This is a genomic window from Roseateles sp. DAIF2 (genome assembly GCF_015624425.1).
Classification (GTDB): domain Bacteria; phylum Pseudomonadota; class Gammaproteobacteria; order Burkholderiales; family Burkholderiaceae_C; genus Kinneretia.
Genome location: NZ_CP049919.1, coordinates 2167611 through 2180745, shown reverse-complemented (window position 1 = coordinate 2180745; position 13135 = coordinate 2167611). Strand labels below are relative to the sequence as shown.

The following is a 13135-nucleotide window of genomic DNA, read 5'->3' as shown; positions in this document are numbered from 1 at the left end:
TGGTTGCACCTGGGGCGAGCAAAGGAGCACAAGCCATGACGATCGATCAAAACGCCCGGCCCGCCAATGTCAACGGATCCGACTGGATGGAAGAATGGATCCGCGGTTCGACGCGGAAATAGACCCAGCCCCTTCCGGGCCGGGCCCGCCCGCAAGTTCAATCGCCGACGCGACGGAGCTTGATCACCCGGGACACCTGGCCGATGGTCAGGCCACTGCCAGCGACTTCGAGGAGCGAGGCCGGCCCCGAAGCGGTAGTAGAGTGCTCATCTCGGCCAGGCATGCGGATGCGCGAGCCGCGGCAACCACCGAATCCCATCGAACGCTTCATAGGAAGGAACTCAAGACATGCCAAAAGGCGAACAACGCAACGACAAGGCCAACAAGAAGCCAAAGAAGGACAGCAGCCCCGTCAAGGAGTCGTCCTCCGTCTCCACCCGGCCCGTCGCGCCCATCACGGCCGTGATGCCCAAGGGCAAGCTGAAGAACAAGCCGGCCTGAGTCCCACCGACCGGCCGCTGCGGAAAGCGAAAAGGCCCTCGTCTCGAGGGCCTTTGTTGTTGGTGGCGGGCTCAGGGCTCTCAGGGCCGTCAGGGCTTTTTGCCCGGAAACCCCGGCATGCCCGGGAACATGGCGCCCGCGTTCTTCATCTGTTCCTGCATCTGCTCGAACAGGTTCTTGCTCTGCTCCATATAGCCGCCCATCAGGCCCTGCATCATCGGCGCCTGCCCGGTCATGAACTGGGTCCAGGCCTCGGGGCTGAAGGCCAGGCCCTTGCTCTGCTCGGCGAACTGGGTCTGCAGGTCGGTGAAGGCCTGCATGTTCTTCTCGAGATAGGCCCCCATCACGCCCTGCATCGCATGGCCGTAGAAGCGGATGATCTGCGACAGCGCCCCGGTGCTGAACATCGGCACGCCGCCGGTCTCTTCCTCGAGGATGATCTGCAGCAGGATGGAGCGGGTCAGGTCCTCGCCGGACTTGGCGTCCCGCACCTCGAAGTCCTGCGCGTCCAGCACCATGGCCTTGACGTCGGCCAGGGTGATGTAGCTGCTGGTCTTGGTGTCGTAGAGCCGGCGGTTCGGGTATTTCTTGAGCACGCGCACGCCGGAGGTCTCGCCACCGGGCTCGCCGGCCTTGCTGCTGCTGGACTTGCCGCTGCGGGCAGTGGCCATGGAAACTCCCTTCGAAAGGATCTGAAAACTGGTTTCGATTCTAGAAGCCAGTCCCCACCTTCCCGGAGGGGTTTTCCCCGGCGCCAACATGCTTGTGCGCAGGCAGCGCGGTGCTAGAAAAAAGGCGGCCCGAGGGCCGCCTTCCTTCACATCAGCGAAACAAGCTTGTTGGCTCAGCGCACCACGGCGATCTGCTCGCGGGCACCGGCCTTGTAGGTGAACAAGGTCAGGGCGCCATTCTTGATGTCGCCCTTGTTGTCGAAGGTGATCGTGCCGGTCACGCCCTTGTAGCCTTCGGTCTTGGCCAGCACCGGCAGGTACTTGGCGGGCTCGGACGAGCCGGCCTTGACCATCGCCGCGGCCAGCACATTGACCGCGTCGTAGACATAAGGTGCGTAGATCTGCACGTCGACCTTGTACTTGCTCTTGAACTTGGTCTTGAACTCTTCGAGCGACTTCTTCGACTCGCCCTCGACGCCACCGGCCTCGGCGCAGACGACCTGGCTGTCGGCCATCGTGCCGGCCGAGAGCTTGGGCAGCTCGCCGGTGCAGATGCCGTCGCCGCCCATGAACTTGGCTTCGATGCCCAGCTGCTTCATCTGGCGCAGCATCGGGCCGGCCACCGCGTCCATGCCGCCGAAGAAGACCACGTCGGGCTTCTTGGCCTTCAGGCTGGTCAGGATGGCGGTGAAATCCGTGGCCTTGTCGTTGGTGAACTCGCGGCCGACGACCTTGCCGCCGGAGGCCTTGACGCCCTTCTCGAACTCGTCGGCGACGCCCTGGCCGTAGGCGGTGCGGTCGTCGATCACGGCGATGTTCTTGCCCTTCAGCGTGCTGACGGCGTACTTGCCCAGGGTGCCGCCCAGATGCACGTCATCGGCCACGACGCGGAAGGTGGTCTTGTAGCCGTTGCGGGTGAATTTGGGGTTGGTGGCCGAGGGGCTGATCTGCGGCACGCCGGCGTCGCTGTAGACCTTGGAGGCCGGGATCGAGGTGCCCGAGTTCAGGTGGCCGACCACGCCGTTGACCTTGGAGTCGGTCAGCTTCTGAGCCGCGGCCGTGCCCTGCTTCGGATCGCCGGCATCGTCTTCGGCCAGCAGCTCGAACTTGGCCTTCTTGCCACCGATCGTCACGCCCTTGGCGTTCAGGTCGTCGATGGCCATGCGCGCGCCCAGCTCATTGTCCTTGCCCAGGTGGGCGATTGCACCGCTGGTCGGGCCCACGTGGCCGATCTTCACCACCAGCTCCTGCGCCATCGCCCCGCTGCCAAGGGCCAGCAGCAACAGGGAAACGCTCGTCTTCAATGCAGGTTTCATCATGGAAAGTCGCTCGATACAGAGTTTTGTATGTGCCCGGCCGGCGAGCCGCATGGGGATAGCGGTGGTGGACGCGCGGGCGGTCGTCCCTCGTCGAGCCGAGCGGGAATCCCGCTCGCTCTCTAGAAAAACATCATTCGCCCAGATAGGCAGCCCGCACCTTGGGATCATTGAGCAAGGTCTTGCCCTCCCCCGTCATCGTGATCAGCCCGCTCTCCATCACATAGCCGCGGTTGGCCAGCTGCAGCGCCCGGCTGGCGTTCTGCTCCACCAAGAGCACCGTCACGCCCTGGCCGTGGATGTCGTTGACCACCTCGAAGATCTTGTCCACCATGATCGGGCTCAGGCCCATGCTGGGCTCGTCCAGCAGCAGCACCTTGGGCTGCGTCATCAGCGCGCGGCCCATCGCCAGCATCTGCTGCTCGCCGCCGCTCATCGTGCCCGCCAGCTGGTTCCTGCGCTCCCTGAGTCTGGGGAAGATACCGAAGATGCGCTCGATGTCGGCCTCGATCTGGGCCTTGTCGTTGCGGATGTAGGCGCCCATCTGCAGGTTCTCGGTGATGGTCATGCGGGTGAAGGTGCCGCGCCCCTCGGGCACCATCACCAGCCCCTGCTTGACCAGGTCCCAGGCCCCCTGCCCCTTCAAGGGCTTGCCCATGAAGTGGATCTGCCCCTCGGCCACCGGCTGCAGCCCCGTCACCGCCTTCAGCGTCGTGGTCTTGCCCGCCCCGTTGGCCCCGATCAGACTCACCAGCTCGCCCTGGCGCACCTCGAAGTCCACGCCCTTGACGGCCTGGATGCCGCCATAGGCCACCTTCAGCCCGCTGACCTTGAGCAGGATCTCTTTGTTCTCAGCCATGTTCTTTGCTTCCTGTTCAGTGCGCGGCATGGCCTGCGCCGAGGTAGGCCTCGATCACCTTGGGGTTGCTCTGCACGTCCGCGGGCGTGCCCTCGGCGATCTGCTTGCCGTAGTCCAGCACCGTGACCCGGTCGCACAGGCCCATCACCAGCTTCACGTCATGCTCGATCAAGAGGATGGTGCGGCCGTCCTTGCGGATGCGGTCGATCAGCTCCCGCAGCACGACCTTCTCGGTGGCGTTCATGCCCGCGGCCGGCTCGTCCAGCGCAATCAGCTTGGGGTCGGTGGCCAGGGCCCGCGCGATCTCCAGGCGGCGCTGGTCGCCATAGCTCAGGGTGCGGGCCTTGAAGTCCGCGTACTTGCCGATGCCCACATAGTCCAGCAGCTCCTGGGCGCGCTGGGCGATCTGGCCCTCCTCTCGCTTGAAGCCCGGGGTGCGGAAGACCGCCCCCAGCAGGCCCGAATGGGTGCGCACATGGCGGCCCACCATCACGTTCTCCAGCGCGGTCATCTCGGCGAAGAGCCGGATGTTCTGGAAGGTGCGCGCGATGCCGGCCTTGGCCACCTGGTGCACCGCCTGCGGGGTGTAGGGGCTGCCGCCGAGCTCGAAGCTCCCGCCGTCCGGGGTGTAGAGACCCGTGATAACGTTGAAGAAGGTGGTCTTGCCCGCGCCGTTGGGGCCGATCAGGCCGTAGACCTGGCCGGCCTTGATCTCGATGCCCACGTCCGCGAGGGCCTGCAGGCCGCCGAAGCGCTTGGACACGCCCTTGACGCTCAGCACGGTATCCGTCGTTGTTGTCATTGCTGGTGCTCCTGGTGCTGCTGCTCGTTGCTCGTCATCACTTCTTGCTCGGCGCGCCCTTGCCATGTTCGGGCGAGGGCCACAGGCCGCGCGGACGCAGCAGCATCACGGAGATCATCGCCAGCGCCACCAAGAGCTGGCGCAGGATGGCGGCGTCCAGGCGGCCGTCGGTCATCTGCTGCAGCGGGCCGGCCACATAGCGCAGCACCTCGGGCAGCGCGGCCAAGAGCAGCGCCCCGAGGATCACGCCCGGGATATGGCCGATGCCGCCCAGCACGACCATCGCGACGATCATGATGGATTCCTGCAGGCTGAAGGACTCGGGGCTGACGAAGCCCTGGAAGGCGGCGAACATGCTGCCCGCCACGCCGCCGAAGGTGGCGCCCATGCCGAAGGCCAAGAGCTTCATGTTGCGGGTGTTGATGCCCATGGCCTTGGCGGCGATCTCGTCCTCGCGGATGGCCATCCAGGCGCGGCCGATGCGCGAGGTCTCCAGGCGATAGCAGATCAGCACGGAGCCGACCACCAGGGCCAGGAACAGGTAGTAGTACAGGGTGACCGAGGGGAAGGTGATGCCGAAGAACTCGTGCGTCTTGCCCAGGTCGAACCCCCAGAAGTGGATGGCGTCGATCTGGCCGATGCCGCGCGGGCCGTTGGTGATGTTGACCGGGTGCTCCAGGTTGTTCAGGAACACGCGGATGATCTCGCCGAACCCCAGGGTCACGATGGCCAGGTAGTCGCCGCGCAGCTTCAGGGTGGGTGCGCCCAGCACCATGCCGAAGAAGCCGGCCAGCGCCGCCCCCAGCGGGATCACAATCCACAGCGGCGAGTGCAGCCCGTCGGGGAAGGCGGCCTTGAAGGCCTCGAAGTTCTCGCTCAGGTGCGGGCTGGCCAAGAGGCCGAACATATAGGCCCCCAGCGCGTAGAAGGCCACATAGCCCAGGTCCAACAGGCCCGCATAGCCCACCACGATGTTCAGGCCCAGGGCCAGCAGCACGTACAGCAGGGCCAGGTCGATGATGCGCACCGGGCCGTTGCCGAACTGCTGTGCAAACAGCGGCACCAGCAGCAGGCCGACGGCGGCCAGCACGAAGACGATCAGTTTGTTCTTTTGCATGGAAGACTCCTCAGCGATGGCCTCGCAGCCATTTGCATTCCCAAGCGAACACCGCAGATCCGGCTTTGCCGGGCTGCCGGTGTTGCCCCCTTGAGGGGGCGCGCGCAGCGCGTAGGGGGTGGTTCATATCAGGCGCGGTCGGCCACGCGTTCGCCCAGCAGGCCGGACGGTCGCAGGGTCAGCACCAGGATCAGCGCGATGAAGGCGAAGATGTCGGCGTAATGGCTGCCCAGCACACCGCCGGTCAGCTCACCGAGATAGCCGGCGCCGATGGCTTCGATCAGGCCCAGCAGGATGCCGCCCACCATGGCCCCGGCCAGGTTGCCGATGCCGCCCAGCACCGCCGCGGTGAAGGCCTTCAGCCCCGGCAGGAAGCCCATCGAGTGCTGCACCGTGCCGTAGTTGGCCGCCCACATGATGCCGGCCACCGCGGCCAGCGCCGCGCCGATCACGAAGGTGGCCGAGATCACGAAGTCCGGCTTCACCCCCATCAGCCCCGCCACGCGCGGGTTCTCCGCCGTGGCCCGCATCGCGCGGCCCAGCTTGGTGTGGTTCACCAGATAGATCAGTCCGGCCAGGATCATCACCGTCAGCCCCAGGATCAGGCATTGGGTGACCGTGATCACCGGGCCGCCCAGATCAAACGGCGTGGTCGGCAAGAGCAGCGGGAAGGGCTTGGGGTTGGGCTTCCAGATGATCATCGCCAGGGTCTGCAAGAGCAGGCTCATGCCCATGGCCGTGATCAGCGGGGCCAGGCGCGGCGCGTTGCGCAGCGGCCTATACGCGATCTTCTCCACCGTGAAGTTCAGGACCGTGCACACCACGATCGCGCACACCGCCCCGATCAGCATCAGCGACCAGCCCGGCAGCCCCGAACCCTCCAGCGCCGTGATCACCGTCCACGCCACCAGCGCTCCCACCATCAGGATCTCGCCATGCGCAAAATTGATCAGGTTGATGATCCCGTACACCATCGTGTACCCCAACGCCACCAACGCATACATGCTCCCCAGCACCAGGCCGTTGATGATTTGCTGGAAAAAAATCTCCATGGAACCCCTTCAGATTTGCGACGGACCGGCCGCCTACTGAGGTCCCCTGAATGCAAGCCATATGCCAAAAACAGATTTCCGCGGGTAAGTACCGAGGTTTAGCCCCCGAATGACGCGCGATTCACCAGCCTGACACCGGCATGCCCCAGGAGGGGCCGCACAACAGGGCGGAAATCCACACTCCACCCGAGGCGCCCGGTGCGGTTTTCCGCTTCGGTCAAAAAAGCGCTGTGGCGGGCGCGACAGCACGCGGCACATTGGGCACACTGCGCGGCATTGCATCACCCGCCATGGCTCTCTTTCCCGATCGTTTCTATTTCGCGTCCCTGAGGGACCGGCTGGGCCGGCGCCTGAACCGACCCGGCTTCTTCATCTACGCGACCCTGGGCCTGATGCTGCTGGGCTGGGTCTCGGGCCAGCGCCTGAGCGAGCATGCCGGCCTGGCCCATCTGGAGGCGCTGGCGAACGAGCGGCTGGAGCTCTATGCCTCGAATCTGGAGGCGGAGCTGGGACGGCATGCCTATCTGCCCAGCCTGCTGGCGATCGACGATCAGCTGCTCGCGCTGCTAAAGACGCCGCAGGACACTGCGCTGCGCCGCCAGGCCGCGCAGACCCTGGCGAGGGTCAATGTGCGCGCCGGCACGATGCAGATCCTGGTGACCGACGCGCGGGCCCGCGTGCTGGCCGCCAGCGACGCGAGCCCCGCACCGGACGGGCTGCAGGCCGCGATCGATGCCGATGTGCGGCATTTCTTCGCCAGCGACGCGGCCAGCCGCGGCACCGATTTCTACCTGCTGCAGCCGGTGCGCCAGCAGGAGGCGCTGCTGGGCGTGATCGTCGTGCGCCTGAGCCTGGCGCCGCTGGAGGCCACCTGGGTGGACCTGGGCCTGCGCACCCAGGGCGAGCGCCTGCTGGTCGCGGACGAGCAGGACGTGATCATCATGAGCTCGGTGCCCTACTGGAAATACTTCGTGCTGGGCCAGGCCGACGAGGACCGGCGCCAGGCGCTGCGCGCCAGCGGGCGCTACCCGGCCTCGCCCTTCACCAGCGTCGGCGTCGCGCAGCGCCTGCTGTCGGGCACCAATGCCAGCCTGCTGCGGGTGCCGCCGCTGGAGAACAAGCCGCGCCTGATCGAGGGCCCGCTGCTGCTGGCGCAGGAGCGGCTGATGGTGCCGCTGGGCCTGCGCATGGTGGCGCTGTCGGACCCGACCGAGGTCTGGCGCCAAGCGCGCAACGCCGGCTGGAGCGGCGCGGCCTTCGGCGCCTGCCTGGGCCTGCTGGCGCTCTACCTCGCCTCGCGGCGGCGCGCGCTGCGCCAGCTGTTCCAGGCCAAGGCCGAGCTGCAGCAGGCCCATGGCCAGCTGGAGCGGGTGGTGGACATGCGCACGGCCGAGCTGCGCAGCGCCAATGCGGAGCTGAAGCGCCAGATCGCGCAGCGCATCCAGGCCGAGGACGAACTGGTGCAGGCAGGCAAGCTGGCGGCGCTGGGCCAGATGTCGGCCGGCATCTCGCACGAGGTGAACCAGCCGCTGACCGCGCTGCGCGCGCTGGCGCGCAATTCGCAGCTGCTGCTGGAGGGCGGGCGCCAGCAGGCGGTGGCCGAGAACCTGCGCATCATGGACCAGATGGTGGAGCGCATGGGGCAGATCACGCGCCAGCTGAAGAACTTCGCGCGCCGTGCCGAGCTGCTGGCCGCGCCGATCTCGCTGCTGGACGCGGCGCACAACGCGCTGCTGCTGGTGCAGCACCGCCTGCGCGAGGAGCAGGTGGAGCTACAGCTGGAGGTGCCGCCGGGCCTGCGCGTGCATTGCGAGGGCAACCGGCTCGAGCAGGTGCTGGTGAACCTGCTGGGCAACGCGCTGGATGCAATGAAGGGCGAGCCGGAGCGGCGCCTGCGTGTCGCGGCCGAGCCGCTGGGCAAGGACCGGGTGCTGGTGCGCGTGGCCGACAGCGGCCGCGGGCTGGATGCGGCGCTGCAGCCGCGCCTGTTCGAGCCCTTCTTCACCACCAAGCCCGCCGGCGAGGGCCTGGGCCTGGGCCTGGTGATCTCGTCGAAAATCGTGCATGAGTTCGGCGGCACCCTGCGCGCCGTCCCCCAGCCGCAGGGCATGGCCTTCGAGTTCGATCTGGCCGTCGTCACCTGGGAAGCAGTAGAGGAAGAGTCACAGCATGTTTGAGGGATACAGCGTCGTCTTCGTCGAGGACGATCTGCCGGTCCGGGTCAGCCTGACCCAGACCCTGGAGCTGGCCGGCCTGACGGTCACGCCCTGCCGCTCGGCGGAGGAGGCCCTGCCGCATATCGGCGCCGGCGCGCAGATCATCGTGATCAGCGATGTGCGCCTGCCCGGCATGGACGGGCGCGCGCTGCAGGCCCATGTGCAGTCGGTCGACCCGGGCATCCCGGTGATCCTGATCACCGCGCATGGCGATGTGGCGATGGCGGTGCAGGCGATGCGCGACGGCGCCTACGACTTCATCGAGAAACCCTTCGCGCCCGAGCGCCTGATCGACACCGCGCGGCGCGCGCTGGACACGCGCCTGCTGCGCAGCGCGGCCGAGGACCTGCGCGCCCAGCTGCAGCGCGCCAACGGCATCGAGGCCGCGCTGCTGGGTAATTCGCCGGCGATGCAGCAGCTGCGGCGCCAGATCCTGAACCTGGCCGGCACCTCGGCCGACGTGATGATCCTGGGCGAGACCGGCACCGGCAAGGAGCTGGTGGCGCGCTGCCTGCACGACCAGAGCGCGCGGCGCGACCGCAACTTCGTCGCGATCAACTGCGGCGGCCTGCCCGAAGCCCTGTTCGAGAGCGAACTGTTCGGCCATGAGCCCGGCTCCTTCACCTCGGCCGCGAAGCGCCGCATCGGCAAGATCGAGCATGCCAACGGCGGCACCCTGCTGCTGGACGAGATCGAGACCATGCCGATCGCGCTGCAGATCAAGCTGCTGCGCGTGCTGCAGGAGCGGCGCCTGGAGCGCCTGGGCTCGAACGAGGAGCTGCCGATCAATGTGCGCTTCGTCGCCGCCAGCAAGGCCGATCTGCGCGAGATGGGCGAGCAGGGGCGCTTTCGCAGCGACCTCTACTACCGCCTGAACGTCGCGATGCTGCAGATCCCGCCGCTGCGCGAGCGGCGCGAGGACATCCCGCTCTTGTTCCAGCATTTCGTTGCCCAGGCCTGCGCGCGCTACGAGCGCGCCGCGCCGGAGCTGAGCGCCGAGCGCCTGCGCGAGCTGATGGCGCATGACTGGCCCGGCAATGTGCGCGAGATCCGCAATGCCGCGGACCGCTTCGTGCTGGCGCTGGACAACCTGGACGGCGCCAGCGCGCTGCAGGACATGCCGCCGCTGAACCTGGCGCGCCAGATGGACCTGGTCGAGAAGACCCTGATCGAGCAGGCGCTGCGCCGCACCCAGGGCAAGGTGCCGGCTGCGATGGAGCTGCTCGGGATCGCGAAGAAGACCCTCTACGACAAGCTGCACCGGCTCGGCATCGAGATCGACAGCTTCCGCTGAGGCTCAGCGGTAGAAGGCCGGATCGGGCGTGTCGGTCGGGTTCGCGATCACGCGCTTGAAGGCCTCGCTCATCGGCATCTTCAGGTTCAGGCCCTTGGGCGGGATCGGCGACTCGAACCAGCGCTTGTAGATGGCGAAGATCTCGCCGCTGCGGTACAGGCCGACCAGCACCTCATCGACCAGCTTCTTGAAGTCCGGGTCATCGCGGTTCAGGCCGATGCCATAGGGCTCGACGGTCAGCGCGCGCTCGGAGATCGCATAGTCCTCGGCGCTGGGCAGCTGGGCCAGCAGGCTGCGCAGCAGCACATCGTCCATCATGAAGGCGCGCGCGCGGCCGGTCTGCAGCAGATGAAAGGCCTCGGGATCGTCCAGGCCCGCGATGATGCGAAAGCCCAGGTCCTGCTGCTCGTTGACGCTGTGCAGGTACTGGATGCTGGTGGTGCCGATGGTCGAGGCCACCGGCTTGCCGCGCAGATCGGCCAGGCTCTGGAAACGGTCGCCGCCGCGCGACAGCAGCTTGGTCTCGGCCACGAAGGTGGTGACCGAGAAGGCCTGGGCGCGCGCACGCTCGGCGGTATTGGTCGTGATGCCGCATTCCATGTCCAGGGTGCCGTTGGCCACCAGCGGCATGCGCGTGGCCGAGCCGACCGCGATGCGCTTGGTCTCCAGCTCGGGCAGTTTGAGCCTTACCTTCAGCGCCGCGATCACGCGATCACACAGCTCGATCGAATAGCCGATCGGCTTGAGCCGGGCATCCAGATAGGAAAAGGGCAACGAGGCCGGCCGGTAGCCGATCACGACCACGCCGGTGGCCTTGATGCGCGCCAGCGAGGGGCCGTCGGCCGCCATCACGCTCCCGCAACACAGGGCCAAGGCAGAGGAGAGGACGGCAGCAAGACAGCGCAACAGCAACGACATCGGCAAAACCCGTGGACCAGGAGGCGAGCGAGCGCGCATTGTTCCCGCGAAGCACCGGGCTTCGCATGCGCGTCTTCACCGATGGGCAAACGGGCCCGGAGGGCTTTGGCCGGGTTTCACCGGATGTGGCCGGGCGCGGCCGCGCCCGGCCGCCCGGTCACAGATCCACCGTCGCCGAGACCATCAGGGTGCGCGGCGCGCCCAGCGCCAGGCTGGACAGCAGCGGCATGCCCCAGTAGGCCTTGTTCGTCACATTGGCGATATTGGCGCGCAGGGTCAGCGGCAGGCCGAAGGCGTGGCCGGCATAGCGCGCGCCGAGGTCATAGGTGGTGCGGCCCGGCACCCACAGGGCATTGTCGGCGCTGATGTACTGCTTGGACACCGAGGTCGCATTGGCCGTCAGGGTCAGGCCCGGCAGCGCGGGCAGGTCCCATTCACCGCCCAGCTTGGCCTGCAGCTTGGCGACGCCGGTGGCCTGCCGGCCCTGATTCACGCCGCCGGCGGTCTTGGTCAGCTTGGGGTCGACATAGGCGGCCCCGCCCATCAGGCGCAGGCCGCGCAGGGCCGTGCCGAAGAAGCTCCATTCCAGGCCCCGGTTGCGCTGCTCGCCGCCGAAGGAGAAGACCTTGCTGACCGGATCGGTGTAGCTGCTGGGGCGCTTGATCTGGTACAGGCTGAGCGTGTGCGCAAAGTCGCCCAGATCCAGCTTGAGACCCAGCTCCTGCTGCTTGGTCTTGTAGGGCGCGAACTCCTCGCCCGCATTGGCGGCGTCCATTGGCGCCCTGGCGCCCTGGCTGAAACCCTCGATGTAGTTGGCGTAGATCGAGATGTTGCCGCTCGCCTTCACCAGCAGGGCCACCGCCGGCGTCGTCGCGCCCTGGTCATAGCGCGAGGTCCTGGCCCCGGTCACGATGCTGAAACCGTCGCTGACCACGTCCTGGCGGCGCAGCCCCAGGGTCAGCTGCACCCGGTCCTGCGCGAAGGACAGGGTGTCCGCGACACCGTAGCTGTTCAGGCGCAGCGCCGTCTTGAGGATCTGCGGCGCGACGAAGGGCACGGCCGACCCCCACACCGGCTGGTAGAGGTTGGTGGTCCAGTCGGCCCCGGGCACGGTGCGGCGCCCATAGTCGTCCTGCTGCTGCTCGTAATGGCTGAGGCTCAGGTTCAGGCTGTGGCCGATGTCGCCGGTGCGGAAGCTGCCGCGCAGGCCCAGCTCGGCCGATTTCTTGTCGACCTCGAAGGCCAGTTGGCCGATCGAGGTGCGGTAGTTGCCGGCGGTGTCGAGCAGCTGGGCCAGCATCGTGCCGTTGTACTTGTAGCGGGTCTTGCTGCTGCCGAGGGCCGCGTGGGCCGTGATCCGCTCGCCCAGCTCGAACTCGCCGCGCAGCATCGCGCCCCGGTCCTTGGTCTCGACGAAACCCCAGGCCGGGTTGATCAGGGTGTCGGGCTTGGGCGGCCGGGGCACGCCCAGCCCGGGCGCCAGGTTGATGCCGCGCGCCGGACCATCGATCTGGTCGTCGCTGCTGTACAGGTCCGCGGCCACGCGCACGCGCTCGCCGCGCCAGTCCAGGCCCAGCGAGGCCAGCTGCACCTTCTTCTCCTGCCGCTTGACCGAGGCTTCGCCATCCCGGTAGACGCCGTTGAAGCGCAGACCCCATTGCTTGTGCTCGCCGAAGCGCCGCCCCATGTCGAGATGCAGGCCCAGCTGCGCGTCGGACAGATAGGTCGCCGTGAGGCGGGTCAGCGCCGCATCGCCGGCACGCTTGGGCACCAGATTGATGGCGCCGCCCACCGAGCCGCCGGGCGGCATGCCGTTGAGCAGGGCCGACGGGCCCTTGAGCACCTCGACGCGCTCATACATCTCGGGCGAGGTGCGGTAGTAAGGCGCCATGCCGAACAGGCCGCCGACCGTGATGTCGGCGGTGCCGGCACTGAAGCCGCGGATCGAGTAGTTCTCGCTCCAGGCGCCGGTGACGCCGTTGCTGAACACCGTCGGGTCGGTGCCGGCGATCACCTCGGTGAGGTCCTTGGCCTGCCGGTCGGCAATCAGCTGGCTGGTGTAGCTGATGACGCTGAACGGCGTCTCCATGAAGTCCTTGTCGCCCAGCAGGCCGACACGGCCCTCGGTCGCCACCTGCCCGCCCGGATAGACCTTGGTCGCCGGCCCGGCTTGCGCCTTGACTCGCACCGTCGGCAGCGCGGCCGCAGGCGCATCCGCAGCGCGGTCCTGCTGCGTCGGTTCGGCCGCCTGCGCCATCGCGGCCAGGCTCAGCCCCGCGATGGCGGCGCAGTAGTTGAGGGCGAAGAAAGGGACATGGGAGGATGGGGTCAAGTCGGACTCCTGGATACGGATGAAGAAGAAGAAAAAGAGGGGAAGAGAAATCGGGGT

General features: G+C 67.4%; 11 protein-coding genes. 3 read left to right on the top strand and 8 right to left on the bottom strand.

The annotated features are described in order from the left end of the window. Positions 1–348 precede the first annotated feature (348 nt). The gene (locus G8A07_RS10110) at positions 349–501 is read left to right on the top strand and encodes a hypothetical protein (RefSeq protein ID WP_195796879.1); all 153 of its coding nucleotides are present in this window, start codon (positions 349–351) and stop codon (positions 499–501) included. 89 nt (positions 502–590) lie between these two features. On the opposite strand, the gene phaR is transcribed toward G8A07_RS10110, so the two are convergent. From phaR to G8A07_RS10080, 6 genes are all read right to left on the bottom strand, one after another. Continuing rightward, positions 591–1172 carry a polyhydroxyalkanoate synthesis repressor PhaR gene (gene phaR / locus G8A07_RS10105; protein ID WP_195796878.1) on the bottom strand — a complete coding sequence of 194 codons (582 nt, stop codon included), beginning with the start codon at positions 1170–1172 and terminating at the stop codon, positions 591–593. A gap of 173 nt (positions 1173–1345) precedes the next feature. Continuing rightward, positions 1346–2428 (bottom strand): branched-chain amino acid ABC transporter substrate-binding protein, encoded by a 1083-nt coding sequence (locus G8A07_RS10100; protein ID WP_249937353.1) that lies wholly within the window; start codon positions 2426–2428, stop codon positions 1346–1348. Between the two features lie 193 nt (positions 2429–2621). Beyond that, positions 2622–3347, bottom strand: coding sequence for an ABC transporter ATP-binding protein (locus G8A07_RS10095; protein ID WP_195796877.1), 726 nt, complete (start codon positions 3345–3347; stop codon positions 2622–2624). A 16-nt stretch (positions 3348–3363) separates the two neighbouring features. Then, positions 3364–4149: an ABC transporter ATP-binding protein gene (locus G8A07_RS10090; RefSeq protein ID WP_195796876.1), complete on the bottom strand. Its 786-nt coding sequence runs from the start codon at positions 4147–4149 to the stop codon at positions 3364–3366. Positions 4150–4186: 37 nt separating this feature from the next. Continuing rightward, the gene (locus G8A07_RS10085; protein WP_195796875.1) at positions 4187–5266 is read right to left on the bottom strand and encodes an ABC transporter ATP-binding protein; all 1080 of its coding nucleotides are present in this window, start codon (positions 5264–5266) and stop codon (positions 4187–4189) included. Positions 5267–5394: 128 nt separating this feature from the next. After that, positions 5395–6318, bottom strand: coding sequence for a branched-chain amino acid ABC transporter permease (locus G8A07_RS10080; RefSeq protein ID WP_195796874.1), 924 nt, complete (start codon positions 6316–6318; stop codon positions 5395–5397). A gap of 290 nt (positions 6319–6608) precedes the next feature. Between G8A07_RS10080 and G8A07_RS10075 the strand changes: the two genes are divergently transcribed. Further along, positions 6609–8495, top strand: a complete 1887-nt coding sequence (locus tag G8A07_RS10075) for an ATP-binding protein (protein WP_195796873.1) — start codon at positions 6609–6611, stop codon at positions 8493–8495. After that, positions 8488–9828: a sigma-54 dependent transcriptional regulator gene (locus G8A07_RS10070; protein WP_195796872.1), complete on the top strand. Its 1341-nt coding sequence runs from the start codon at positions 8488–8490 to the stop codon at positions 9826–9828. The genes G8A07_RS10075 and G8A07_RS10070 overlap by 8 nt, the downstream gene beginning before the upstream one ends. A gap of 3 nt (positions 9829–9831) precedes the next feature. Here G8A07_RS10070 and G8A07_RS10065 read toward each other — a convergent pair whose 3' ends face one another. Both G8A07_RS10065 and G8A07_RS10060 read right to left on the bottom strand, forming a co-directional pair. Beyond that, positions 9832–10677 (bottom strand): amino acid ABC transporter substrate-binding protein, encoded by an 846-nt coding sequence (locus G8A07_RS10065; RefSeq protein ID WP_195796871.1) that lies wholly within the window; start codon positions 10675–10677, stop codon positions 9832–9834. A gap of 226 nt (positions 10678–10903) precedes the next feature. Further along, positions 10904–13003, bottom strand: a complete 2100-nt coding sequence (locus tag G8A07_RS10060; RefSeq protein WP_195797697.1) for a TonB-dependent siderophore receptor — start codon at positions 13001–13003, stop codon at positions 10904–10906. Between the last annotated feature and the right edge of the window lie 132 nt (positions 13004–13135).